Here is a 22,978-nt window from a genome sequence, read left to right on the forward strand (position 1 = left end):
CCCGATTCGGGGTTGTCCATCGCCCCCCTTCGCGACGACCATCGTGGCCGTGGACACCCTCGAAGCGATCCAGGCGCGCCGCGCCGTCAAAGCCTATGACCCCAACCACACCATGAGCGAGGACGAGGAGCGCCGACTCCTGTCCCTCGCCATGCTGGCCCCGACCGCCTTCAACATTCAAAACTGGCGCTTCGTCGCGGTCCGGGACCCCGAGCTCCGCAAGCAGCTGCGCGCCGCGGCCTGGGACCAGTCGCAGGTCACCGACTGCTCCTTGCTGATCATCTTGTGCGCCGACCTCGCGGCGTGGACCCGGGAGCCCACGCGCTACTGGAAGAACGCGCCCCAGGCCGTCTCCGACTTCATCGTCCCGGCGATCCACAACTACTACAACGACAAGGAGCAGGTGCAGCGCGACGAGGCGATGCGCTCGTGCGGGATCGCGGGCCAGACCATCATGCTCGCGGCCAAGGCCATGGGCTACGACACCTGCCCCATGGACGGCTTCGACTACCCCGCGGTCGGCGAGCTCATCAACCTCCCCGACGATCACGTGGTCTCGTTCATGATCGCCGTCGGCAAGCCCGTCGCCGATCCCTTCCCGCGGGGCGGCCAGCTGCCCTACGAGGACGTCGTCATCCGCGACAAATTCTGAGCTCTGCTCTACCCCCACAGGCATCTGAGGACCGGGGGCGCTTCGTCGCTGTCCGCTCCTCCGCTTTGGCTTGGTGGGCAATGGAGTTCGTACCTTCGAGAAGGCTGGTGGTCGCCCCCGCAAGCGGGGGCGTGGATTCGTTGACAGCCTCCGAGTCACGGAGCGCCCCCCGCGACGTCGGCGAGCGGGGGAGCTCTCGACTGTCGGTGCTCTAGCGAGACGCGGAAGGCTCGAACAAGGCCTCAGCGTACGTGATCGTACGTGCAAGCTCGGCCCATCGCTCGAGCGCCTCGACTCGCGTCTCGTCGTCGACGCGAGCCCGCTCGCGGTCGGACAGAGCGATCCCCCGAACCTCCAAGAGCGCGTGCACCATCGTCTTCAGCATGGAGCGGCGCTCTTCCAGGCGGCCCTCCTCGTGGCCGAAGTGATAAGTGCCGCTCCGGCGCTCGATCTCCAGGAGGCGATCGTCGTCGGGCGCGAAGGGAAACTCTTGAATCAGCGTGAGGCGCATGTCTTTGTCTACCGCAGCCAAAATCGTGGTCGCGTCACGCATGCGCCGTTCGGCAGGTAGCCGCGACACGACCTCGAGCCCCCAGCGCGCGACGTCGAGGTCACCCCGGCAGGCATGCAAGGCTGCCCCCAGCACGGCTGCGCTCGGCCTCGCCAGGGCTTTGGCCATGTCGTAGCCCGCCGGCACCCGGCTCGCGTCGAGCACGATCACCTCGAAGCGCGGCGGCCCGGTCTCCGCCCAGGCGGCCAGATGTCGGGACACCCCGGCGCTGAAGGACACCACCACGACCCAGGTCTCGCGCGCATGCTCGTCGGCCAGCGCAGCCTGATAGTGGGGGATTCGCCAGCGCTTGTGGCCATTGGTGCGGCTCTGGACCTCGACGGTGAGGACCAGGCCTCCGCCGCCTCCCCTGCCCTGCTGCCCGTCAGCGACCAACACCAGATCCGGCAAGAGCTGCCGCCGCGCCAGATCCACGTCGAAGGCGTCGAGCGCCCCCTGCCGGTCGAGGAGCGCCTCGAGGCCAGGTGGGCGCTCCAGTCGAGCGAGTTCAAACGCCATCCACGGGTCGTCTCGGAAGAGCGCGAGGATTCCTTGATGAAGTGCGCCAGGCATCGCTGCCTCTTCGGCCCTGGCGCGCGTGCCTTGCAGCGCAGCTCAGACTGGGAAGGTCGAGGTGGCCCGTAGCCTGGCCATCCCCTCCCTCAGCACCCCGGTTCAACCCCAGAACGGACGTCGCGTCAGCGGCTCGCCGGGATCGCGTCGACGGCCTTGCACATGATCGGACCGTCGATCCCCACGACCTCTCCGTCCTTGCCGATGGCCCCGTAGAACTCGACGCGGTGGATCGAGTCGTCCTCGAGGGTCAGGTACATCTGCAGCCGGCCGTAGTCCTCGAGGCCGCCGCTGCAGCCCTGGGCCGGCTGGCCCGTGGGGCGGCTGGCGAGGATCTTGGCGTCGGCGAGCTTGTCGAAGTCGATCTCCCGGCGGCAAAAGTCGAAGCGCGCCTTCAGCTCCTCGGCGGTGTTGGGCAGCTCCCGCTCGGCGCAGGCCGCCTCGAGCGGACCCTCGGCCAGGGGCGTGAGCGCGACGAGGTCGTCGAGCTTCCCGCCGCGCAGGGCGTCGAGGGCCGCCCGGCCGATGCCCGCGAGCGCCTCCTTTTGCCCGGCGAGGGCCGGATCCGCGGGGGGCTCGACTGGCGTGGACTCGGGCGCGCGCGCCATCGCGGGCTGGACCTTGGGCAGCTTGGGCCGCGGCTTGGCCTCCGCCGGCCACTGCACCTCGCGCTCGCTGCTCGGGTCGATGCCGGGCTTGGCCTTGGGCCCGTCGTAGGGCTCGCAGGCGAGGAGCGAGGCGGCGACCAGAGCGGACAGGGCGAGGCGGGCGTGGGGCTTCACGCCGCCAACCATAGCGAAGTCTTGCTGCCGGATGAAGTTGGCGATGACCTCGACGCCGCCGTAAGCCCTTCCCTTCGACCTCGCCCGTGCCCGCGCTGGGGCTCTCGACCGAAGGCGGTGACCGACCGGGGTGCCCGTGCAATCATCCCTCATGGCGCGCTCCCTGATCCTCGTGATGGTCTGTGGGGTGGCTCTGTCCGCCACCTTGGGTCTGGTTGGCTGCGGCGAAGGCTCGAGCTGTCGCGACAGCAGCGACTGCAGCGGGAGCCTCGAGTGCTCGGGGCCGAACGACCCCCAGGTCTGCGGCATCCCGGCCAACGAGCAATGCAACAGTGACTCCGACTGCGACGCGAGTCAGCGCTGTCACGCCGTCCCCGACCCCTGCAGCCCCGACGGCGTCGGCTCCGAGTGCCGGGCGCCCTGCGAGCCCGGCGGTTGCCTCGAAGGCTACACCTGCGGCGCGTCCGGGGCCTGCGAGGCCACGCCCTGCGACCAGGGCCACACCTGCCCCGACCACATGGCTTGCGACCCCGAGGCCGCGGTCTCCGGCCCGGTCCACGCCCGCGCCCACGGCTGCCGAACCATCGCTTGCTCCGACGACGGACCGTGCTCCGACGGCGCGTGCGTCAACGGCTTTTGTCAGGAGTCCCTCGGGAGCTGCGTCGAGCCCCAGCAGGTCCCCTGAGCCGAGCCACTCCCGGCTCAACCGCCCAGGGTCATGCAGTAGACCGCGTCCACGCCCGGGAGGGCCAAGACCGCGCAGATGGACTCGAGGTCGGCCTCGCTGAGGAGGGGCTGGCGCCCGATGAACTCGCAGGCCTGCTCGGGGCAGCTGTCGTAGCCCGAGCCTCCCGGGGCGCAGATCCACTGGCTGTCTTCGCCGAGGGTCGCCGCGAGCTGGTCGTCGACGCACACCCACAGCGAGTCGCAAAAGATGCCCACGCCCCAGTCGTCTTGGTTCACGCCCTCGCCGATGAAGGCGTTGTCTTCGCAGCTCTCCTCTTCCGTGTCCGTCGACTCCTCCGCGCTCGTCGACTCTTCCGACTCCGTCGACTCCTCCGCGCTCGTCGACTCTTCCGACTCCGTCGACTCCTCCGTGCTCGTCGACTCTTCCGACTCCGTCGACTCCTCCGTGCTCGTCGACTCCTCCGACTCCGTCGCCCCGATCTCCTCGCCGCCCTCGGACGGCGCCCCATCATCCCCGCAGCCAGGCGCGAGGTAGAGGACGAGCGCGAGCGGCCAGACGCGAAGGTGAAGAGAACGCTCCATCATGCTCCGACCACTATCACCAATCTCGATGCAGCGCGCGAGCACGACTACGCCGCCGGGGGCCAGGCCGGGACCGTCAGCGTCGGCAGATCGATCGACGGCACCCCGTCCACCTCGACGGCTCGCAAGATCAGGCGCGCCCCGCTGCTGACCAGGGGCCGGCTCAGGCGGTAGCGCAACTCGACGACCACGGTCTGACCGGAGGACAGCTCGAGGGGACCCGAGACAGGCACGCGCGCCCGGCCGTCGACGGCTTCGGGTTGGCGCGCGGGCGCGTACTCGAGGGACTGCCAGGCCAAGCAGGCGGCCTCGAGCTCCACGACGGTGGCCCCCTCGCCTCGGGCGCCGTCCTCGGGCGCCGCTGGCCGAGTCAGCGCAAGCCGGATCACGGTGGTCTCGGGCCCGTACTCGATCGCCTCGATCGCCACCGCCAACCCCTCGATCTGCGCGTGCGGCTGGGCCACCCCGGCGACGCCCTGGCCGGACTCCGGGCTCGCCCAGCTCCGGCTGCGGAAGGCCTGCGTGGGCCCACAGCCGATCCCGAGGCTCAGGCAGAGGACGACGCAGCTCGCCCGCGCCCCGACCGTGAGCCAGCTCCGAGGCGAAGCGAGGGCGCGCAGATGCTTCCAGAGGCCGGTGTGCGAGCGCTTGCCCACCTCGGCATGGTACACGCCGCCAAAGGTCAGACGTCATGAAGCTCGCCCTCCCCAAGTTTCAATTCCGGTTCATGCGCGCCGCCGGGAACGTCATCTTCCCCGGCAATTTCCACCCCGTCGGCACCCAGCGCGACGCCGAAGGGATGATCGCGCGAGCCAGCGCCGACGGCCCCTCGGCCGAGGCAGGCGCGGGCGGGCTGTGGCTCGTCGTCGGCGGCTCCGGGGGCTTCGGCTCCGCCGCCCGCGTGGCCCTGGCCTGTGACCACGGCGCGCACACCATCAACGTCAGCTTCGATCGCCAGCCCGATCCGAACAGCAAGAACAAGATCCGCCGCATCGGCTCGCCCGGCTGGCACCGCAACGCGGCGATCGAGCGCGCGCTGAAGGCCAAGGGCCTCCAGGCCGTCTCGCACAACATCGACGCCTTCGACCCGGCCGCCCGCGCCGGCGTCATCGCCTCGATCCGCGAGACCTTCCCGGGCCAAAAGCTCGCCGGCGTGGTCTGGTCCCTCGCCGCGCCCAAGGGCCTCGACCCGCGCACCGGCAAGGCCGTGTCCAGCGCGCTCAAGCCCCTGGGCAACACCACCGTCGTCAAGACCTTCACCGGCCCCACCGACGACGCCCCGCCGAGCATCGTCAACCTCGAGATCAAGCCGGGCACCCCCGAAGAGGCGATCCGCACCCAGTTCGTCATGGGCGGGCAGATCGTCGAGGCGTGGATGCAGGACCTGATGAGCGCCGAGCTCCTCGCCGAGGGCCACACCCTGCTGACCATCTCCTACCGCGGCAGCCCCCTCAACGCGCCGCTGTACCGCGACGGCCTCATCGGCCTCGCCAAGGCCGACCTCGAGTTCACCACCAAGGCCCTCGACGTCCAGCTGTCCAAGCAGCTCCAGGGCCGCGCCGTGGCCGTCGAAGGCCCCGCGGTGATCACCGAGGCCAGCGGCGGCATCCCGGGCGTCCCGCTGTACATGGCGCTGCTCCTCGACGTCATGGGCGCGCGCCACGAGGACCCCCTGGCCAGCATGCGCCGCATGTTCCAGGAGTACTTCTTCGGCGGCGAGGCCCAGCCCGACAAAGAGGGGCTGATCCGCATGGACGACCGCGAGCTCGCCGAGGACGTCCAGTCGGCTCTCGCGGCGCGCTTCGAGGCGCTGAACGAGGGCGACACCTTCGACGTGGCGCTCTACGAGCGCTTCATGGCCGGCTACGCGCGGACCCGGGGCTTCGAGGTCGAGGGGGTCGACTACGCGGCCGAGTTCGACACCGACGAAGTCTGCGCGCCGTGAGCCCCTACATGCTCGCCAGCTGCGAGTAGCGATGCAGCGCGAGGGCGTGCAGGACCAGCGTGTCCCCGTCGAGGGGTGAGACTGCCCCAGGCGCCGGGTGGAACAGCTCGACGCGCGCCTCGGCGACGATGTTCGCCGCCTGGACCACCCGCCCCTCGGGGTCGGTCCAGGTGACGCGATCGACCACGATCTTGGACTTGGCCGTGTGGGCGTAGGCGACCCTGTACTGCGAGCCGCCGATGTCCAGCACACCCCGCCAACACTCGGGGGTGGTCATGGTTTCCATCGCCCCGATGTCACGAGCGGTGCACGCCGCCCCGTCGGCGAACCAAAAGGTCGTCCGGCCGCCCTCGTCCCAGCAGCCAAAGCGCGTCGAGGGCAAGCCCGGGCCCTCGGGCTGCGTCGCGCACTGAAGCCTCGTCCCGCCGCCGTCGAACTGCACGTCGAAGGCCGCGTCGAGGCGGTAGAGGCCCATCCCCGACACGAGCGAGCCCCGCTCCGAGTCGAGCAAGATCTTCCGCCCGTCGGGGAGCTCCCAGGACCACGGCGCGACCCCGTACATGACGCCCCGCGTCGCCTCGGCGACCAGGGGCGGCTCGCTGGCGAGCTGCTCGTAGTCCGGCGGGTGGGTCACGGCGCAGCCAAGAAGGGTGAACGCGAACAGGGCGGGGACGAAGCAGCGCGCGCGGACCATCGTTCGCCAGCCTAGGTGGGGCCCCGAGCGCCCACAAGCGGGGAAGCCCCTACTCCGGGGCCGTGCCAAACACCGGCGCGAGCTCCGTCTGCGTCGGCAGCTCGAGCAGGTCCCGGACCAAGGCGTCCCGATCGATCGCGTGCAGCGAGCCCAACCCGACCTCCGCCTGCCAGGCGTGGCAGACCACGCAATTGCCCGCGTCGCTGGGCCACGGCGGCATCAGGCGCATGTCACCGAGGTAAGCGTCGAGGTTGTCGAGGCGCTCGCGCGAGACCGTGGCGATGAGCTCCCGGGGCCGCGTCCGCGGGCGCTCGCCAGCGATCGACGAGGGCTCGTCGATGGCGGCGAGCTCGGCGTAGATCGCCCGCGCTTCGTCGCCGCGCTCGAGCACGGCGTAGCCCTCGGCGAGCTCGAACATGAAGTTCTCGTAGGTATTGGGGCAGTGCTTGCGCTCCTTGGCTCGGGGCGTGAGCTCGCCCCAGCGCGCGCGCAGGACCTCGAAGGACGCCACCGCGTCGGCGACCCGGCGCTCGCGGTCCATGGGGATGTTGCCGGCGAAGAAGAAGGAAAAATTCCCGGCCAGGGCGCGGAGCTCGACGTCGTCGGGGTGGGCCGCGGCGCGCTCGGCCAGGGCGCGCTCGAGGGCCTTGACCCGGCGCAGGGCGTCGAGGAGCTTGCCGGCGTTCTTGGCCGCGAGGATGCGCCCGAGCTCGAAGAAGCTGTAGGCGACGAAGGTCGAGGTGTCGAGGGCGTCGACGTCGACCTCGCCGGTCTCCGGGTCGTAGGCCTCGCCGAGGTGCGCGGCGTAGACGGTCACCTGCATGTCCGCCTTGCTGCTGTCTCCGGCCACGGCGCGCAGGTTGTAAAAGCGCCCGAGGGCGCGGCTCAGGCCGCGGTGGCTCGGGTCGAGGGCGAAGGCGGCCTCGAGGTCCGCCTCGGCCCGATCGCGCAAGTCGAGACCCCCGCCGAGGGTCGCCCACATGTGCGCCATGCCCGAGGCCTTGCGCGCGGCGAAGTCGTCCGGGTTGGCGTCGGCCGCTGCGGCGAGGGCTCCGAGGACCTCGAGCTGCTCGGCGGACACCGGCGCGTCCTGGCGAGTATGCGCGGCGGGGCTGGCCACCTGCGCCCCGGCTCCGCGCTGAGGGTGCCCCGCCGGCTTGGACTGGCAACCCAGGGCGAGCAACGCCGCGACCGCGAGCGCGGCTCGGCGCAGGCTCATGGCTGGCCTCCCACGAACGAAATCAGGGGCGCGGCGTGGAGGTCTTCGGTGGGCAAATTCGCGGTCTCCGAGTGGCAGGCGACGCAGCCCGTGACGGCCCGGGGCCAGGGCGGGAGCAGCTCCCCCTCGTCGAACCCCGCCCCCGCGCGCAGCTGCTCGAGTCGCCCCTGGGCGAGGCCGACGAGCTGCGCTCGAGGGGCCGTCTCCGGCACGCGCGCGTCGAGCTCGATGACGGCGTCGTAGGCCGCCTCGGCTCGGCCGAGCTCCCCCGCCGCGACGAGGGCCTCGGCGAGCTGAAACGCAAACACGGTGCGCACGTTGGGCGCGACGGCCTCGCTCCGGGCGCGGGGGCTGAGCTGATCCCAGTGGGCCTGCTGCACGGCCAGCTCTTCCGTCCCCCACTCCAAGCGCGCGTGCCTGCCCACGGGCACGATGCCCGCGAAGGTCAGCTCGAAGTTCGCCGCCATGGTCCGCGCGTCGATGTCTTCGGGGTGCGCCGCGATGTGGGCGCTCATCTCGTCTTCCATCGCTGCCAGAGCGCGCAGCGCCGCGAGCGGGCGCCCGTCGGCGTACTGCGCCATGGCCCCCACGCTCGCGTGCAAGCTCTCGAGGTGCACGGCGTCGAAGCGGCTCCGCCCCGCGCTGGGCCGCCCCGCGCTTGCGAGCAGCTCCTCGTAGAGCACCCGCTGCTCCTCGACCCGCGAAAAGTCGCCCACGGCCGAGCGCATGTTCAAGAAGCGAGCGAGGACCCGAGCCGCGGGCACGCGCTCGGCCTTGGGGTCGAGGCCGCGCGCCCGCTCGAGGTAGCGCTCGGCCTGCGCGCGCTGGTCGACGTGGCCCTCGAGGGTCGCCCGCAAGTAGGCCATGGCCGCCTGCCACTGCGCGCGCACGTCCTCGGGCGCCGCCTCGGCCCGGGCCTCGACGCGGGCGAGGTGGTCGAGGTCGACGAGCGCTCGCCCTTGGGTGAAGGCCGCCGCCTGAACCTGCGGATCCGGAGCCGGTGGGAGCTCGAGGGTCAGCGAGGCGCAAGCCGGAGAGACCACAACCAACAACCCAAGCGCGGCGGCTCGGCCGAGGTCCAGGAGCGTCGAAGGTCGCGGCATCGTCGTCATCACCAGTTCGTGGGCGTGCGCGGCGGCGCGGTGGCCCGCATGCGCGCGAGCTCGTCGGGGTTCAAAGCCCAGGCCGCGTGCACGGTCGCGGCGATGCGTCGCTCGAGCCCGGCGATCGAAGCTCGACGCTCGCGCAGCTCGGGCGCCTCGGCGTCAAAGACCGCGCGCAGCTCGACCCGCGCGGCGTCCGAGAGCCGCGGGCTGCCCTTGGCCCGGCGCCGCTCGACCTCGCGGACAAAGCTGTCCCCATCCAGCTCGGCCAGCTGACCCAGCTTCTTCCCGGGTCGCTCGACGCCCCACTCGCGGCGGAGCCCGTCGAGGAGCGCCGCGTTGGCCTCGTCGTTGGCCCGGCGCGCCGCGACCACGGCCTCGACCGCCCTCGCAACCTGCTCGCGCTGGGCCTTTGTGGGCTGGGGGATCGGCGCGTGGATCATCTTGTCTCCCGCGGGGTTGAGGGCTTCGTCCTTCATGTGCACCAGGCAACGCCAATTGTGCCACCACATCGCCGGGCTGTTGAGGCAAGCCAGGAGCCAGGGGTCACTCGAGGGCAGAAAAAAGGCCTTGTCGTTGGTGTAGAGGCCGTCGCGGTCCAGGGCGTAGCGCGGGTGGAACTGGATGACCTGGTAGACGATCTTCGGCGCCTCGAAGGCCGCGTGGTAGTCGACCGCGTCCTGGAGCTCGTACCACGCGTAGCCCCCGGCCTTGCGCCCGGTCCACGGCCCTGCGTGGCCCCTGGGGCGCGGCTCGAGGCGGGCCCGGAAGCCCTCGAGGTGAGCCTTGATCGCCGGGTAGGCGTCGATGTCCACGCCGCGCCGAGTGAAGATCATCCACCGCCCCTGCCAGCGGCTCGACCACCGCCCGACGTCCTGGCCGCGCAGGTACTTGACGAGGATCTCCGCCGAGCGCGGGTCCTCCCGGCACAGGCGATCCCGGGTCGGCCCGTCGACGAGCAGCGCCGCGTTGCAGCCGGTCTTGACCCCGTAGTGGGGCTTGATCCCGGCGTAGTCTGCCAGCGGCACGGCGCGCTCGCGCAGGGCGGCAACGAGCGCGCGCACGGCCGGCGGCTCGAGGCTCCAGGGCGCGGCGGCGAGGCTGCGCTGCGGCACGGCGAAGCGCTCGGCCGAACGTCCGCCCTGGATGACCTGGACCGCGTGCGTGGGCGCGGGCGGACCCTTGCGCACGCACAGCACGCAAGGAAAAGCGTCGGCGCCCGCGAACACGGGCGCGTGACCATGGTCGACGAGGAGCTCGACGGTGCAGTCCCGAGCCAGGCGCTCGCGCAGCCGCGCCGCGTAGCCGCCCCGCAGCCACTTGTTCGAGACCACGAAGCCCAGGCGGCCGCCCGGGGCGAGCAGCTCGAGGCCGCGCTCGATGAAGTAGACGAACAGGTCAGCGCCGCCCTCGTAGGTCGAGAAGCGCTCGCGCCAGTGGGCCTTGAACGGCCCGAGCTGCTCGTGGCGGACAAAGGGCGGGTTGCCGAGGATCAGGTCGAAGCGCGCGGGCCAGGTCGACGCGCCCGCGCTCGCGCCCACACGACGCCCCGTGGACCAGTCGAAGGCCCAGGGGTCGACCTGCGGATCGTCGACGACGCTGTCGCCCTGGCGCAGGTTGGTGAACAGCTGTGCCGGGGCCGGCTCGAGCCGACCCTGCGCCTTCGCGTGCTCGAGCCACAGCGCGCGCCGGGCTACGGCGAGGGCCTCGCCGTTCTTGTCGACGCCGAAGAAATTGGCGAGCGCCCCCTCTTTTCCAGTCGCGCGGCGAACGGCCCGGTGCGCCGCCAACAAAAAGGCCCCGCCCCCGCACGCAGGGTCGAGCACGCGAAGGCTCCCAGGGTCGCGCTGGCTTCGACCGAGGGTCTCTTGGACCACGAAGTCGGCCAGCGAAGCGGGCGTGAAGAACACCCCGGCGTCCCGACGCGCGCGGCGGACCAGGCCGCCCTCGAAGAGCTGACCCAGGGTATCGGGACACAGCGGCCGCCCCTCGCCCAGGCTCGCCAGCTGGCGGCTCGTCGCGTCGCCGATCCGCAGCTGCGCCAGCTCGGACGCCGAGGGTCCCGTCCACGCCGCGCCGCCCATCGACTCCAGCCCGGCGAACACCTCGACCAGCTCCGCCCAGGTCTGCGCGCTCGGATCGAGCAGCCCCATCGCCCGCGCGACGGCCACGAACACCGCCCGGTCGAGCACCCCCCGAAGCAGCGAGGCGCGCCCCTCGACCCCCAACGCCCCCCTCAGCTCGAGCTGCACCCGCCGACAGTCCGCGCGCAGCCCCTCGATGCCGGGCTCCGAGCCAGGCGCGGGCGACGAACGGTCGAGGGCGGGCACCGCTGGGAGCATAGAGGCTCGAAGGGCGACAGACCACGGGATCACGGGCGCATCGACGATCCGGGGGTACACTGCCGGCGCGCGTGAGCGGCTCGAGCGACTACGCCCTGCACCTGGGCGCGGGCATCTACCTGGTCAACCTCGGGGTGGGGCTGGCCGCGCAGCTCTTGCACGCGAAGTTCGGCGTGTTCCACCACGTGCTCTACGCCCTCGTATTCCTCGCGGCAGGCCTCGCCGCCGTGTTCGCTTTTCACCCCGCGCTGATCCTCGTGCTCCTCGCCCTCGCCGCCCTGCCCCTGACCAAGCCCGGCAAGGCCGCCCACCCGGCCCTCGCGGTCGCCGGGGCCCTGGGCTACGTCGGCGCCTACCTGCTCTGAGCCATCGACGAGTCCCTCTCCCCATGCAACTACGCGAAGCCATCCTCGGTCGCCACACGACCAACGGCCACTTCAAGCCCGACCCGGTCAGCCTCGAGCATCAGCACCGGCTCATGGAGGCGGCCTCCCGGGCGCCGAGCCACTTCAACTCCCAGCCCTGGCGCTTCGTGCTCATCGACGACGACGCCACGCGCGGGCAGATCGCCGAGATCGCCGGGCGGACCATGCACCAGCTCATGGCCGGGGGGAAGTTCTTCACCCGCTACCGCCGCTACTTTCGCTTCTCCAAGCAGGAGATGGCCGAGCGCCGCGACGGCATCTTCATCGACAAGCTGCCCGGGCCGCTGCGGCCCTTCGTCAAGCACGTGTTCAGCGAGACCGGGCAAAAGGTCGTCAACACCCTGCGCGTGCCCAACACCCTGGGCAAGGACAACCGCAAGCTCGTCGAGGGCAGCCCCTTGCTGCTCGCGGCCATGCTGACCCGCGAGGAGTACCGCGAGGGCGAGCTGTCCGGCTTTTACAGCCTCCTGGGCATGGGCATGGCCATCGAGAACATCTGGCTGACGACCCTCGATCTGGGCATGGGCATCCAGTTCATCTCGACGCCGATGGAGTTCCCCGAGGCCTGGGCCGAGCTGCGCGAGCTGCTGCAGATCCCCGAAGAGCTCGAGCTCATCGCCATGTACCGCCTGGGCTACCTGCCCGACGACGCCAAGCGCCCGACCATCGACTGGACCTCGAGCCACCGCAAGCGCCTGTCGCAGTACGTGTTCCGCAACACCTGCGCGACCCCAGAGGCCGACGCCGATCCCAACTTTGGGGAGGTCCCCGGCTCGTGAGCACCCAAGCCAGGACTGGCAGGGTCGGCATCCTCGGCGTGGCCACGGCCTCGCCCGAGCACGAGGTCAGCCAGGCCCAGGCCAAGGCCTTCGCGCGCAGCTTCTTCGTCGACGGCGAGGGCCCGGGGCATGAGCGGCAAGACAGCCCCGCCCTCGCCCGCGCGCTGTCCAGCTTCGACAACGCCGGCATCGCCACGCGGCAGATCGCCCAGCCCATCGCCTGGCTGCAGGCGCGCCACGACTTCCCGACCAAGAACGCCGCCTACCTCGAGGCCGCCCGGGAGCTGTCCCGGCGAGCCGGCGCAGAGGCCCTGCGCCGCGCCGGCGTCGAGCCCCGGGAGATCGGCGCGGTCGTGTTCGCGTCGAGCACCGGCATCGCCACCCCCAGCCTCGACGCGCGCCTGGTCCAGGACCTCGACCTGCCCCGCAGCTGCGCGCGCGTGCCTTTGTGGGGCCTGGGCTGCGCGGGCGGGGGCGCGGGGGTCGGGCGGGCGATGGCCCTGGCCCGCGGCCTCGGCGAGCCCGTGCTGGTCGTCGCCTGCGAGCTGTGCACCCTGACCTTCGTGCACGGCGACCGGCGCAAGGCGAACCTCATCGCCGTGGCGTTGTTTGGCGACGGCGCGGCGGCCACGGTCGTCGCCCCCGAGCCCTGGTGGACCCCCCCCCGCGGCCCGGAGCTGCTCAGCCCCTACGCCCGCTTGCTCGACGACACCGAGGACGTGATGGGCTGGGACCTCGAGGGCGAGGGGCTGCGCGTGCGCTTTTCTCCGGTGATCCCCGCGCTGACCCGCGAGCACGCCCAGGCCATGGCGCGCGAGGCCGCGGCCACGGCTGGGCTCGCGCCCGAGGACCTGCGCCACTTCGTCGTCCACCCCGGGGGCCGCAAGGTGCTCGAGGCCTACCGCGGCGCGCTGACGCCTGCCGCGGCCGAACCAGGCGCCGAGGACGATCCGCTCCGCCACGCCGCCGCCGTGCTCCGCGACCACGGCAACATGTCCAGCCCGACGGTCCTGTTCGTGCTCGAGCGCTTCCTCGACGCGACCCCGGCGAGCGGCGAGGCCGGCCTGCTCCTGGCCCTGGGCCCGGGCTTTTGCGCCGAGGGAGCCGTGCTGCGGTGGTGAGCGGCGCCCCGGCCATGGCGGCCCTCGTCGCGACCTTCGCCATCGTCGCGGTCCAGCGCGTCGCCGAGCTGCGCGTGGCCAAGCGCCACCAGGCCTGGGCCTTGCAAAACGGCGGCCGGCTCATCGAAGAGCCCCACTACTGGATGTTCTTCGTATTGCACACGGGCTGGCTGTTCGCCTGGCTCGCCGAAGCCTGGCTGCGCGGCCCGGCCCTCGCCACGCTCTGGCCCGCCTACGTCGGCGCCTTCGTGCTCGCCGGCTTCGTGCGCTACTGGGCGATCACCAGCCTCGGCGAGCGCTGGAACACCAAGATCATCGTGTTCGACGGCCTGGCCCCGGTCCGCCGCGGGCCCTACCGCTTCCTCAACCATCCCAACTACCTCGTCGTCGCCGTCGAGCTCGCCTGCGTGCCGTTGATCTTCGACGCGTGGATCACCGCGGCCGCGTGCTCGGTGCTCAACGCCGCGCTCTTGCTCGGCCTGCGCATCCCCGCCGAGATGAAGGCCATGGCCGAGGCCGCCGGAGCGCCCACGCCATGACCAGCTTCTACGTCCGCGAGCGCGGGGCCCACGGCCAAGAGCGCTTCTTCGCCACCGAGCACACCCGCGGCCCGTGGAGCAACGACCATCAGCACGGCGGGCCGCCCATGGCCTTGATGGCCCGGGCCCTCCTCAACACCCCCAGCCGCGTCGACGCCGACGGCCAGAGCCTCGACCCGCCCATGCAGCTGACCCGCCTGAGCGTCGAGCTGCTCCGCCCCGTGCCCATCGCCGCGCCCCTCGAGGTCGTCACCGAGGTCCTCGCCAGCGGGCGACGGGTGCACCGCCTCGCCGCCGCCCTCGTATCCGGCGACGAGCAGCTCGCCGTCGGCGTGGGCGTGCGCATCCGCGTCCAGGAGCTCGACCTGCCCGCGGGCGCAGACGGATCCGCGCGCTTCGAGGCCCCGCCGCCCCCCGAGCGCGGCCGCCTCCACCAGTTCGAGTTCTTCCAGCACGCCGTCGGCTACCACACCGCCACCGAAGTCCGGATCCTCGACGGCGAGCCCGGCTCCGGCCACGTGCGCGCGTGGATGCGTCCGCGCATGCCGCTGCTCGCCGACGAAGCCACGACAGCCCTCGAGCGCGTGATGCTCTGCGCCGACGCCGGCCACGGCATCGGCCGGGCCCTCGACGGCAAGCGCTGGAACTTCATCAACCCCGACACCAGCGTGCACCTGTGGCGGGTGCCGGCCGGCGAGTGGGTCGGCATGGACGCCCAGGTCGCCGCCGGCTCCATGGGCGTGGGCCTGGGCAATACCCAGCTCTTCGACGCCCACGGCCGCATCGGCGCGGTGCTCCAGGGCGAAGTCATCCAGCCCCGCTGAGCCCGCCCGCAAAAGTCGGGGACGACGCCACCCGCCCTCGACGCGGAGGCTGTCGAGGACGACCCACCTCCTCGACGCCAGGGTTGTCGAAGACGAACCACCTCCTCGACGCCAAGGTTGTCGAGGACGACCCCCCTACTCGACGCCAAGGTTGCGAGCAATCCATCCACGCCCCCGCTAGCGGGGGCGACCACATGCCCCCTCCCAGGCACGAACCCCATTGCCCCACGACCCAAGCGGAGGAGCGGACAGCGACGAAGCGCCCCCGGTCCGAGGCCCCTGCGGGGGCAAAGCAGATTCGCAAGTTCGCGCCTTGCACCCAATCCGGGCTGCGATAGCCTCGGCGGGTGAGCGGCTACAACCCCTACCAAGCCCCGAGAGCACCCGTCGAAGCCGTCGCCGCGCCCCTCCAAGCGACCGGCGGCCCGCTGCCGTGGTCGATCGGCGACGCCCTCTCGGTCGGCTGGGACCGGACCAAGCGCTGGTGGCCCACGCTGGTGTTCTCGCTCTTGCTGGTCCAGGGCATCCAGCAAGGGGTCAACTACGGCCTCCAGGCGCTCATCCCCCCCGACGACGCGGCGCTCGCCTTCATCCCCTCGATCATCGACATCGCGATCTCGAGCTTCTTCAGCGTCGGGCTCATCCGCATCACCCTCGCCGCCGCGCGCCGCCAAGAGCCGGACTTCGCCACGCTGTTTTCGGGTGGCGATCGCTGGCTCGCGGTGTTCGGCCTCAACCTGCTCATCGCCCTGCTGGTCCTCGCCGGCGTGCTCGCGCTGATCATCCCGGGCATCATCGTGGCCCTGGGCCTGTCCATGTCGCTGTGGATCTGCGTCGACCAGAACAAGAGCGCCATGGACTCGATCCAGGCCTCGTGGGAGATGACCAAGGGCCACCGCGGGAGCCTGTTCGGCTACGGCTTCGTCGGCATGCTCGTCGCCTTCGTCGGTCTGCTCGCCCTCATCGTCGGCGTGTTCCCGGCCGCCACCACCCTCTACGTCGGCATGGCCTGGATCTACCTGCGCCTGGCTGGCGAGGCCGCCCCGGGCGCAGAGCCCGACCCGGCGTGAACGCGGGCTGAGGGCGCCTCTGAGTCGTGGACGTGGGGCAGGGAGAGCGCTCCCAGCGATGGGGTATGCTCCCGGCGATGAGCTCCCTTGGCTCGAGCCTGACGAACATGAGCCTCACCCACATGAACCTGGGTGAAGGCACCTTCGTGGAAGCGGTGCGCCGGGAGGTGCTCGACTTCCACGTGTTCTTGACGGAGTGGAAGACCGGCCGCATGGACCGAGACCTCGGCGTCGTCGAGGCCCGCATGCGCGCCTTCGAGACCAACTTCCGCTACATCACGCCCGGGGGGGTCCTGCGCAGCGTCGGCGCCTTGCGCCTGTGGTTCGCCGAGGGCCACGGCGCGGACCCGTCGCTCAACATCGAGGTCCGCGGCTTTCGGATCCTGCGCGAGCACGCCGAGGGGGCCCTGGTGTTCTACGAGGAGCACCAACACAGCAAGGTGAACCCGAGCGCGCGGATCTCGACGGCCTACTTCGTGCCGACGAAGAGCCAGGCCGTGGGCGAAGAGCCGAAGATCGGGGCCGCGTGGGCGCACCTGCACGAGGCCTGGCTGCCGGACGGCAAGCCCAAGAGCTAGTTCCACCGCAGCCCCCATCAGCTGGCGAGCTTCGACCGCGCCGCCCGCTCCATGTACATCGCGCTGAGGTCACGGGTCGCGCGGAGCCGGCAGGCGAGCTCGAACAGGCCCTCGCGGCCGTCCGTCCCGGTCGCGGCGAACAGCGCCTTGCAGCGAGCCTGAGCCTCGCGCGAGTCCACGCCGAGGACCCGGGCGATGGCCCCGAGCTTGCGACCAAAGAGCAACATCGCGGCGAGCTGGCGCTGGCCGTCGTCGAGCTTGAAGCTGGACACGAGGCTGAGCACGAGGCCGTCCACGAAGCTGCCCGCGGGGGTGGGGCCGGCCAGGCTGGGGCTGCTGGGGAGGCTGAAGGTGGGGGCGAAGGAGAAGGACAGCTCGTAGGTGGTGGCGGCGATGTTCATGGCGACCTCGACGAATTCAAAATGCGCCCCCGACCCCCGAACCGTCAGGGACGCCAGTGCCACCGATGGGGGTCACCACCCAACCTCCGGGGCTGGCTCAAAGTTGGGCCTCAGCCGACGAATTCGGGGCTTTTGGGGCCGCGGCCCACGGGCCCGAACCAACGCCGCGGGCTCCGAACCGAGCGTCACCATTGGTCACCAGAAAACACGGGGTCCCGCTGCTACAGTCCTCTGGACGCGCTCGCCGTCCCGCCCCACTCGGACCGCGCGCTCACCGCCATGCCCCGATTGTCCCGATTGTCCCGCACTCGCCTCGCCCCCCTGGTCCTCGCCGCTCTCGTCAGCGTGGCCGGCCTGGCCTGCTCCGAGGACGTGGTGTGGCCCATCGCCAACTCGGCCGACATCGACGCCGACCCCATCAGCTCGCCCTTTGGACCCCGGGACCAAAGCGGCGACTACGACTTCCACGCGGGCGTGGACTTTGCCGTGCCCGAGGGCACCAAGGTCCGGGCGATCAAGGCCGGGACCGTGGAGAAGGCGGTCGAGTGGGACGGCGAGAGCGGCACGGGCACGTGGGTGCTGATCGACCACGGCGGCGGCGAAAAATCGGCCTACCTGCACTTGAGCAAGCTCAAGGTCAAAGACGGCGACAACGTCCGGGCCGGCAAGGTGATCGGGCGCAGCGGCAGCACGGGCAACACCTCGCCGCACCTGCACCTGACCTACATGCTCGGCGTCGCGGGCTCGGGCGCCGACGAGTCCGTGGCCGTCAACCCCCTCGAGCTCCTGCCCAGCTCGCTCATGGCCGAGCCCGAGGTCGAGTGGGGCGACGATCGGGTCGTGTTGATCATGCCCGTGCAGCCCATGAGCGTGCAGGCCATCGCCCTCGAAGGCGGCGGGCTGTCGCGGACCGTCGACTACGCCGACATCCTGGCCCTGGGCAACCCCGACCGCGACAACCAGACCCAAGACGGCATCCGCCTCGCCGTCGAGGACCTCGACGACGGCCGCTTCGAGCTGAGCTTGAGGCTGAGCCCCGAAAACAGCGCGCCTGCGCGGGTCGTGCTCACGGACTTCGAGGGCGAGGTGGTCCTCGACGCGAGCCGGCCCTAGCTCGCTCCCTGTTCCCGCGATGCTGCCCATCGATCTGAACGCCTGGGTCGAGGCCAACCGCGAGCGCCTGCGGCCGCCCGTGGGCAACGCGCTGATCTTCGACGCCGAGGGCTTCATCGTCATGGCCGTCGGGGGCCCCAACGCGCGCCAGGACTTCCACGTCAACGAGGGGCCCGAGCTCTTTCTTCAGCTCGAGGGCGACATCGTGCTGCGCGTGATCGAGGGCGAGGGCGCGGACCTGCGGGTGGCCGAGGTGCCGATCCGCGAAGGCCAGCTCTTCCTGCTCCCGCCTCGGGTGCCGCACTCGCCCCAGCGCCCCCCGGGCACCGTCGGCCTCGTCGTCGAGCGCGTGCGCACCCCCGACGAGCGCGACGGCTTTTTGTGGCTGTGCGAGTCCTGCGGGGCGCAGATCCACCGGACCGAGGTCCACCTCCACGACATCACCGCGCAGCTGGCCGAGCTGCTGCGCGCATTTTGGGCCGACACCCAAGCGCGAACCTGCCCGAGCTGCGGCGCGCTCCTGGAGCGACGCGACGGTCGCGCGGCGACATGAGAGTTTTCCGATCGAAACGCTGTCTCTCGGAAACTATGAGGGTATGCGAGCTCGCCTTGCCCCTCTCGTCCCTGCGCTAGCCCTGACCTTCGCCGCCCTGGGCTGCGCCCCCGAGCCCATCGACGACGAAGGCGCGGACACGGACGGAACCGACGAGGGCGCGGACACGGGCCCTGAGCCGAGCTCCGAGACGCCCATCTACTACAGCGTCGGCGAGGCCCTGTGGCGCATCGAGGCCGACGGCGCGACCGCCCTCGGGCTGACCATCGATCCACCCGCCGGCTGGGGGTCCAACGGGACCGGCACGCACACGCCGACGGTGTCCGCCGACGGCTCCCGCCTCGCCTACCTCCGCGGCGAGGACCTGTGGATCGCCAGCGTCGACACCGACAGCCTCGAGGTCGACGAGACCCTCCTCATCGATCTCCCGGACGGCGCGCGCATGGCCTTCTCCGAGTGGTCGCCAGTCGGGCACGACCTGATCGTGTTCATCGTCGATCTCAGCGACGGTGGTCCGGGAGAGCCCCCGCCGCCCCCGGAGCTGCCCGAGGGGCTGATCTACGGGGCCAACGTGGTCGACGGCGACGCCCTGACCGTGACCGCGGCCGCGCACATCCTGGGCTACCACGAGTGGCTCGCCGACGGCTCCGCCGTGGTCCACAACCGCTTCGGCGAGGGCCTCGTCGCTTACCCCCTCGTCGAGGGACCGAGCGAGCTGCTCCTGGCCAATGAGAGCTTCGGCTTCTCGCAGCTCGACATCGTCGGCTCGCGCATGGTGTGGACCCAGCTCATCGGTGACGAGGCCGCCCAGATCTACCTCATCGACCTCGAGCTCGACGGGGCGACCAGCGTAGCCATGTCGCCGCTCGGGGACTTCGCGCAGATTCAGTGGCCCCGGCTCGCCCCCTCGACGGACCGCGTCGTCGCGCGGATCGACGAGCACACGCACCTGTGCGAGGGCGAGGCGGGCGAGCAAGAGCTGCCCGCGCTGTCCCGGCGACCCCACTGGCTGAGCGACGAGCAGCTCGTCGACGTCACCGAGGCGGGGCTGGTGCGCGTCGACATCGACGGCGACCTCACCGTGCTCGACGCGGCCGCGACGGGCCTCGTGCGTCTGTGAGCCACCTGGCTTGGCGGGGCCGCTACGAAATTCCGCTACAGTCGGCGGCATGACCCCGCTGGACCCCGACGAGCGCCGCACGCCGCCCGAGCGCCCCGCCGGCACCCACGACGAGCTCCCCGCGACCGAGCCCGCAGCCAGCCCCGCGAGCGAGGGGACTGCGCCCGCGCGCCTGCTCGATCGCCTCGACGACGCGAGCTTGGCCCGAGAGCGCGCCGCGACGCCCGAGGCCGCGCTCGGCGACCTGGCCCCGCACCCGCACCTGCCTCCGGTCCAGCTCCGCCCCCACGCCCGCGGCCTCGAGCCCGACGCCCGCACCCGCGCGCGCTGGATGGAGGCCGCCTCGACCCACGTCCTCGACCTGCTCGAGGCCATCCCCGAGCGCCCCGCCCACGGCCACAGCGGCGCCGAGGCCCTCGCCCTTGCCGAGCGCGCGAGCGCGCCGATCCCCGAGCGCCCCCTCGAGGGCGGCATGGACGAGGCCCTCGAGCGCATCGGCGTGGCCATGGACGGCGCCCTCGAGGCGGCCGGGCCGGGCTACCTCGCCTACGTCCCCGGCGGGGGGCTCTACGCGGCCGCCCTCGCCGACATGATCGCCGACGTCGGCAACCGCTTCACCGGCTACGCCATGGCCGCGCCGGGCTGGGTGCGCCTCGAGCAGGACGTGCTCGCGTGGCTCGCCAAGGAGTTCGGCTACGGCCCCGAGGCCCGCGGGCTCCTGACCCCCGGCAGCTCCATGGCCAACTTCACCGCGCTGGTCACCGCTCGCCACCACCACTTCGGCGACACCGGCGACTACTCCCGAGCCATCGTCTACACCTCGACGCAGTGCCACCACAGCGTCGCCAAGGCCGTGTCCATGGCCGGCGTGCCCCGGGCCAACCTGCGCCAGGTCCCCGTCGATCCCCTGTTCCGCATGGACGTCGAGGCCCTCGCCCGCGCCGTCGAGGCCGATCGCCATCGGGGCCTCCAGCCCTTTTGCGTGATCGCGGCCTCGGGCACGACCAACACCGGGGCCGTCGATCCGCTCCCCGGGCTCGCACGGCTGTGCCAGGCCGAGGACCTGTGGCTGCACATCGACGGGGCCTACGGCGGCGCCTTCGTGCTGTGCGAGGCCGGGCGCGCGCGCCTGCGCGGCATCGAGGCCGCCGACTCCCTGTGCTTCGACCCCCACAAGGGCATGTTCTTGCCCTACGGGACCGGCTGCCTGCTCGTCCGCGAGGGCACGCGCCTGGCCGCCGCCCACGTCGGCGAGGCCGACTACCTGCGCGACTTCGAGGCCACCCAGCTGCCCAGCCCCGCCCACCTCGGGCCCGAGCTGAGCCGCCCCTACCGGGGCCTGCGGCTGTGGCTCGCGCTCATGCTCCACGGCGCCGGGGCCTTCCGCGAGGCGCTGCACGAAAAGCTCGCCCTCGCCCAGCTGTGCGCCGACGGCCTCGACGCCCGCATCGCCGCGGGGGCGCCCCTGGAGATCGTCGCCCGCCCGCAGCTGTCGACCGTGGTGTTCCGCCTGCGTCGCCGCGAAGGCGAGGCCCTCGCCGACTACGACGCCCGCAACATCGCGCTCAAGGCCGCGATCAACGCGCGCGGCCGGGTGTTCCTGTCGAGCACCCTGCTGCCCACCCGCGAGGGCGACGGCGAGGCCGTCAGCTTGCGCGCCTGCGTGCTCAGCTTCCGGACCCACGAGGCGATCATCGAGGCCCTGCTCGAAGACCTCGACGCCGCCCTCGACGATTGAGAGCCAGACAATGAGCGATTGGGACGACTACGCAGCGGACTGGGACGACAACCCCGGCGTGGGCCTCTACGCCCAGCGCGCCTTCGCCTCCCTCGAAGGCGTCGCGGACCTCCGGGGTAAACGCGTGCTCGACTTTGGCTGCGGCACCGGCCTGCTCAGCCACGCGCTCGCGCCCCTCGCCCGGGAGCTCGTCGCCCTCGACAGCTCGGCGGCGATGATCGAAGCGCTCCGCGCCAAGCAGCTCCCCAAGGTCGCGGCCGTGGTCAGCGAGCTGTCGAGCGAGCTCGTCGCCACCCACCCGGCCTTCGCCGCCCCCTTCGACGCCGTGGTCGCGTCGTCGGTGTGCAGCTTCCTGCCCAACTACCCCGAGGTCGCGGCGATCATCCGCGAGCGCCTGGTGCCGGGCGGCGTGTTCGTCCACTGGGACTGGCTGTCCGACGAGGACGAGCCCGGCGGCATGACCCGGGCCCGCGTCGAGCAGACGCTCCGAGCCGCCGGCTTTGCGAGCGTCGAGCTCACGACCCCCTTTGGCCTCGACTCCCCCCGCGGCGAGCTCACCGTGCTGATGGCGATCGCCCGGAGCTAGTCGACCACCACGTAGATCCAGCTGAGCTCGTGCAGCCCCTCGCCGGCCTGGGTCAGCTCCACCGCCGTATCGCCCACGGTCCCCGTGGCCACCAGGTGGTAGGCCCCGTTGTCCTTCTCGATCTCGTAGACCGACACCGCCGTCCCCGGGTCGAGGCCGAGGGTGTCGTCGATGCTCAGCCCGAACGCGCCCTCTTTGACCTTCGTCCCGAAGGGCGTGAACGACCAGGCCACCGCGACGTCGCCCGCGGGCGGGAGGCCGAGCTGCCAGTGGCTCGGGTCGACCACGAGGGCGCCGACGGCCTCGGCCGGGGTGAACAGCGGGGTGAGCGTGTTCTCGGGGTCGAAGTTCAGGCGCAGGCCGCCCTCGAGCTCCACGTCGACCTCGCCGCTGGCTCCGCTGAGGTCGACGAGGCCGGCGACCTCGGGCACGACCACGGGGGGCTCGGCGTAGCTGAGGGCGTCGCCCTCGCCCAGCTCGATCTGGAAGGCCTGGCCCGTAAAGTCGCGGCCGTCGGCGGGCACGTGGATGAACTTGAGGCTCCACAGGCCGAGGGTCTGGGCCTCGATGATCCAGCCGCCGTCGGCCTCGACGTCGATGGGCAGGCAAGACTGGGGCAGGCCGCTCTCGTCGATGGGGCCGCAGAACTGGAGCACGGGCGAGGGCAAGGGCGCGCCCTCCATGTCCGTGACCACGCCAGAGATCGTCGCCAGGGTCTCGCCCGTCTCCGTGCTGGTCTCGGTGTCCGTGTCCGTCCCGACCTCGGTGTCCGTGCCCTCGCTGGTGCCCTCCTCGCCGGTGCTCTCCCCGGCCGTGTCTTCGGCCGCGTCATCGCCGCCGCCGTCTTCGTCGGGCTCGACGGCGCAGGCACTCGCGGTCAGGAGGACAAACACGGCCGCCACGGGGGTGGAGCAAGAGCGGAGCGAAGCAGGCAAGCGAGTCATGTCGCCGAGACTACGCCAAGGCGCGCCGTCGAGTTATCACCAGGTCGCTCAACTCACG

Annotated in this window: 25 protein-coding genes; 15 read left to right on the plus strand and 10 right to left on the minus strand. The window is 71.7% G+C overall.

What is annotated here, in order from left to right; translation table 11 throughout:
* The first annotated feature begins 49 nt into the window (after positions 1 to 49).
* Positions 50 to 652, plus strand: a complete 603-nt coding sequence (locus PPSIR1_RS16190) for a nitroreductase family protein (RefSeq protein ID WP_006972169.1) — start codon at positions 50 to 52, stop codon at positions 650 to 652.
* 211 nt (positions 653 to 863) lie between these two features.
* Here PPSIR1_RS16190 and PPSIR1_RS16195 read toward each other — a convergent pair whose 3' ends face one another.
* Positions 864 to 1,721, minus strand: coding sequence for a hypothetical protein (locus PPSIR1_RS16195; protein ID WP_006972170.1), 858 nt, complete (start codon positions 1,719 to 1,721; stop codon positions 864 to 866).
* Between the two features lie 179 nt (positions 1,722 to 1,900).
* Positions 1,901 to 2,557 carry a hypothetical protein gene (locus PPSIR1_RS16200; protein WP_045116132.1) on the minus strand — a complete coding sequence of 219 codons (657 nt, stop codon included), beginning with the start codon at positions 2,555 to 2,557 and terminating at the stop codon, positions 1,901 to 1,903.
* 151 nt (positions 2,558 to 2,708) lie between these two features.
* Between PPSIR1_RS16200 and PPSIR1_RS16205 the strand changes: the two genes are divergently transcribed.
* On the plus strand, positions 2,709 to 3,242 hold the full coding sequence (locus PPSIR1_RS16205) for a hypothetical protein (protein ID WP_006972172.1): 534 nt from the start codon (positions 2,709 to 2,711) through the stop codon (positions 3,240 to 3,242).
* Positions 3,243 to 3,259: 17 nt separating this feature from the next.
* Here the strand turns inward: PPSIR1_RS16205 and PPSIR1_RS47905 are convergent, their stop codons facing one another.
* Together PPSIR1_RS47905 and PPSIR1_RS16215 are read right to left on the minus strand one after the other, a co-directional pair.
* Positions 3,260 to 3,829, minus strand: coding sequence for a hypothetical protein (locus PPSIR1_RS47905; protein WP_045116133.1), 570 nt, complete (start codon positions 3,827 to 3,829; stop codon positions 3,260 to 3,262).
* Between the two features lie 44 nt (positions 3,830 to 3,873).
* Positions 3,874 to 4,482, minus strand: a complete 609-nt coding sequence (locus tag PPSIR1_RS16215; RefSeq protein WP_157595619.1) for a hypothetical protein — start codon at positions 4,480 to 4,482, stop codon at positions 3,874 to 3,876.
* A gap of 35 nt (positions 4,483 to 4,517) precedes the next feature.
* On the opposite strand from PPSIR1_RS16215, the gene PPSIR1_RS16220 reads away from it, so the two are divergent.
* On the plus strand, positions 4,518 to 5,771 hold the full coding sequence (locus PPSIR1_RS16220; RefSeq protein WP_006972175.1) for a hypothetical protein: 1,254 nt from the start codon (positions 4,518 to 4,520) through the stop codon (positions 5,769 to 5,771).
* A 4-nt stretch (positions 5,772 to 5,775) separates the two neighbouring features.
* Here PPSIR1_RS16220 and PPSIR1_RS16225 read toward each other — a convergent pair whose 3' ends face one another.
* From PPSIR1_RS16225 to PPSIR1_RS16240, 4 genes are all read right to left on the minus strand, one after another.
* Complete coding sequence (locus PPSIR1_RS16225; protein ID WP_006972176.1) at positions 5,776 to 6,465, minus strand: hypothetical protein; 690 nt, start codon at positions 6,463 to 6,465, stop codon at positions 5,776 to 5,778.
* 49 nt (positions 6,466 to 6,514) lie between these two features.
* On the minus strand, positions 6,515 to 7,684 hold the full coding sequence (locus PPSIR1_RS16230; protein ID WP_006972177.1) for a hypothetical protein: 1,170 nt from the start codon (positions 7,682 to 7,684) through the stop codon (positions 6,515 to 6,517).
* Entirely contained in the window at positions 7,681 to 8,727 is a 1,047-nt protein-coding gene (locus tag PPSIR1_RS16235; RefSeq protein ID WP_006972178.1) for a hypothetical protein, read from the minus strand. Before PPSIR1_RS16235 ends, PPSIR1_RS16230 begins: the two co-directional genes overlap by 4 nt.
* 68 nt (positions 8,728 to 8,795) lie before the next feature.
* Positions 8,796 to 11,117 (minus strand): Eco57I restriction-modification methylase domain-containing protein, encoded by a 2,322-nt coding sequence (locus PPSIR1_RS16240; RefSeq protein ID WP_198154526.1) that lies wholly within the window; start codon positions 11,115 to 11,117, stop codon positions 8,796 to 8,798.
* 83 nt (positions 11,118 to 11,200) lie between these two features.
* On the opposite strand from PPSIR1_RS16240, the gene PPSIR1_RS16245 reads away from it, so the two are divergent.
* From PPSIR1_RS16245 to PPSIR1_RS42910, 7 genes are all read left to right on the plus strand, one after another.
* Positions 11,201 to 11,494, plus strand: a complete 294-nt coding sequence (locus tag PPSIR1_RS16245; protein ID WP_006972180.1) for a hypothetical protein — start codon at positions 11,201 to 11,203, stop codon at positions 11,492 to 11,494.
* A gap of 23 nt (positions 11,495 to 11,517) precedes the next feature.
* Positions 11,518 to 12,333 (plus strand): nitroreductase family protein, encoded by an 816-nt coding sequence (locus PPSIR1_RS16250; RefSeq protein WP_006972181.1) that lies wholly within the window; start codon positions 11,518 to 11,520, stop codon positions 12,331 to 12,333.
* Positions 12,330 to 13,454: a type III polyketide synthase gene (locus PPSIR1_RS16255; RefSeq protein WP_045116134.1), complete on the plus strand. Its 1,125-nt coding sequence runs from the start codon at positions 12,330 to 12,332 to the stop codon at positions 13,452 to 13,454. Before PPSIR1_RS16250 ends, PPSIR1_RS16255 begins: the two co-directional genes overlap by 4 nt.
* Before the next feature lie 14 nt (positions 13,455 to 13,468).
* Complete coding sequence (locus PPSIR1_RS16260) at positions 13,469 to 13,993, plus strand: isoprenylcysteine carboxyl methyltransferase family protein (RefSeq protein ID WP_045116149.1); 525 nt, start codon at positions 13,469 to 13,471, stop codon at positions 13,991 to 13,993.
* The gene (locus PPSIR1_RS16265; RefSeq protein WP_006972184.1) at positions 13,990 to 14,817 is read left to right on the plus strand and encodes a thioesterase family protein; all 828 of its coding nucleotides are present in this window, start codon (positions 13,990 to 13,992) and stop codon (positions 14,815 to 14,817) included. Before PPSIR1_RS16260 ends, PPSIR1_RS16265 begins: the two co-directional genes overlap by 4 nt.
* Before the next feature lie 347 nt (positions 14,818 to 15,164).
* Positions 15,165 to 15,887: a hypothetical protein gene (locus PPSIR1_RS16270; protein ID WP_006972185.1), complete on the plus strand. Its 723-nt coding sequence runs from the start codon at positions 15,165 to 15,167 to the stop codon at positions 15,885 to 15,887.
* 77 nt (positions 15,888 to 15,964) lie between these two features.
* Complete coding sequence (locus PPSIR1_RS42910) at positions 15,965 to 16,465, plus strand: hypothetical protein (RefSeq protein ID WP_157595620.1); 501 nt, start codon at positions 15,965 to 15,967, stop codon at positions 16,463 to 16,465.
* 17 nt (positions 16,466 to 16,482) lie between these two features.
* Here the strand turns inward: PPSIR1_RS42910 and PPSIR1_RS16280 are convergent, their stop codons facing one another.
* Positions 16,483 to 16,866, minus strand: a complete 384-nt coding sequence (locus PPSIR1_RS16280; RefSeq protein WP_006972187.1) for a hypothetical protein — start codon at positions 16,864 to 16,866, stop codon at positions 16,483 to 16,485.
* Positions 16,867 to 17,163: 297 nt separating this feature from the next.
* Here PPSIR1_RS16280 and PPSIR1_RS42915 point away from each other — a divergent pair, with 297 nt between their 5' ends.
* From PPSIR1_RS42915 to PPSIR1_RS16305, 5 genes are read left to right on the plus strand one after another with little or no spacing between them, the layout of a single operon-like run.
* Positions 17,164 to 17,979 (plus strand): M23 family metallopeptidase, encoded by an 816-nt coding sequence (locus PPSIR1_RS42915; RefSeq protein WP_006972188.1) that lies wholly within the window; start codon positions 17,164 to 17,166, stop codon positions 17,977 to 17,979.
* 19 nt (positions 17,980 to 17,998) lie between these two features.
* Entirely contained in the window at positions 17,999 to 18,532 is a 534-nt protein-coding gene (gene nbaC, locus PPSIR1_RS16290) for a 3-hydroxyanthranilate 3,4-dioxygenase (protein WP_006972189.1), read from the plus strand.
* Positions 18,533 to 18,575: 43 nt separating this feature from the next.
* Positions 18,576 to 19,652 carry a TolB-like translocation protein gene (locus PPSIR1_RS16295; RefSeq protein ID WP_006972190.1) on the plus strand — a complete coding sequence of 359 codons (1,077 nt, stop codon included), beginning with the start codon at positions 18,576 to 18,578 and terminating at the stop codon, positions 19,650 to 19,652.
* A 49-nt stretch (positions 19,653 to 19,701) separates the two neighbouring features.
* The gene (locus tag PPSIR1_RS16300) at positions 19,702 to 21,390 is read left to right on the plus strand and encodes a pyridoxal phosphate-dependent decarboxylase family protein (protein WP_006972191.1); all 1,689 of its coding nucleotides are present in this window, start codon (positions 19,702 to 19,704) and stop codon (positions 21,388 to 21,390) included.
* Between the two features lie 10 nt (positions 21,391 to 21,400).
* Complete coding sequence (locus PPSIR1_RS16305; RefSeq protein ID WP_006972192.1) at positions 21,401 to 21,976, plus strand: class I SAM-dependent DNA methyltransferase; 576 nt, start codon at positions 21,401 to 21,403, stop codon at positions 21,974 to 21,976.
* Here the strand turns inward: PPSIR1_RS16305 and PPSIR1_RS16310 are convergent.
* Positions 21,973 to 22,920, minus strand: coding sequence for a hypothetical protein (locus PPSIR1_RS16310; protein ID WP_157595621.1), 948 nt, complete (start codon positions 22,918 to 22,920; stop codon positions 21,973 to 21,975). The two genes, PPSIR1_RS16305 and PPSIR1_RS16310, sit on opposite strands and share 4 nt — an antisense overlap.
* Between the last annotated feature and the right edge of the window lie 58 nt (positions 22,921 to 22,978).

The sequence above is a fragment of the Plesiocystis pacifica SIR-1 genome, assembly GCF_000170895.1.
GTDB lineage: Bacteria > Myxococcota_A > Polyangia > Nannocystales > Nannocystaceae > Plesiocystis > Plesiocystis pacifica.

What these genes read in the sequence shown, in the direction of transcription:
- PPSIR1_RS16300 (WP_006972191.1), top strand. Translation starts at nt 19,702, where the DNA reads ATGACCCCGCTGGACCCCGACGAGCGCCGCACGCCGCCCGAGCGCCCC.
- PPSIR1_RS47905 (WP_045116133.1), bottom strand. Translation starts at nt 3,829, where the DNA reads ATGATGGAGCGTTCTCTTCACCTTCGCGTCTGGCCGCTCGCGCTCGTC.
- PPSIR1_RS16225 (WP_006972176.1), bottom strand. Translation starts at nt 6,465, where the DNA reads ATGGTCCGCGCGCGCTGCTTCGTCCCCGCCCTGTTCGCGTTCACCCTT.
- PPSIR1_RS16310 (WP_157595621.1), bottom strand. Translation starts at nt 22,920, where the DNA reads ATGACTCGCTTGCCTGCTTCGCTCCGCTCTTGCTCCACCCCCGTGGCG.
- PPSIR1_RS16295 (WP_006972190.1), top strand. Translation starts at nt 18,576, where the DNA reads ATGCGAGCTCGCCTTGCCCCTCTCGTCCCTGCGCTAGCCCTGACCTTC.
- PPSIR1_RS16305 (WP_006972192.1), top strand. Translation starts at nt 21,401, where the DNA reads ATGAGCGATTGGGACGACTACGCAGCGGACTGGGACGACAACCCCGGC.
- nbaC (WP_006972189.1), top strand. Translation starts at nt 17,999, where the DNA reads ATGCTGCCCATCGATCTGAACGCCTGGGTCGAGGCCAACCGCGAGCGC.
- PPSIR1_RS16260 (WP_045116149.1), top strand. Translation starts at nt 13,469, where the DNA reads ATGGCGGCCCTCGTCGCGACCTTCGCCATCGTCGCGGTCCAGCGCGTC.
- PPSIR1_RS16250 (WP_006972181.1), top strand. Translation starts at nt 11,518, where the DNA reads ATGCAACTACGCGAAGCCATCCTCGGTCGCCACACGACCAACGGCCAC.
- PPSIR1_RS16230 (WP_006972177.1), bottom strand. Translation starts at nt 7,684, where the DNA reads ATGAGCCTGCGCCGAGCCGCGCTCGCGGTCGCGGCGTTGCTCGCCCTG.
- PPSIR1_RS16265 (WP_006972184.1), top strand. Translation starts at nt 13,990, where the DNA reads ATGACCAGCTTCTACGTCCGCGAGCGCGGGGCCCACGGCCAAGAGCGC.
- PPSIR1_RS16220 (WP_006972175.1), top strand. Translation starts at nt 4,518, where the DNA reads ATGAAGCTCGCCCTCCCCAAGTTTCAATTCCGGTTCATGCGCGCCGCC.
- PPSIR1_RS16205 (WP_006972172.1), top strand. Translation starts at nt 2,709, where the DNA reads ATGGCGCGCTCCCTGATCCTCGTGATGGTCTGTGGGGTGGCTCTGTCC.
- PPSIR1_RS16280 (WP_006972187.1), bottom strand. Translation starts at nt 16,866, where the DNA reads ATGAACATCGCCGCCACCACCTACGAGCTGTCCTTCTCCTTCGCCCCC.
- PPSIR1_RS16195 (WP_006972170.1), bottom strand. Translation starts at nt 1,721, where the DNA reads ATGGCGTTTGAACTCGCTCGACTGGAGCGCCCACCTGGCCTCGAGGCG.
- PPSIR1_RS42910 (WP_157595620.1), top strand. Translation starts at nt 15,965, where the DNA reads ATGAGCTCCCTTGGCTCGAGCCTGACGAACATGAGCCTCACCCACATG.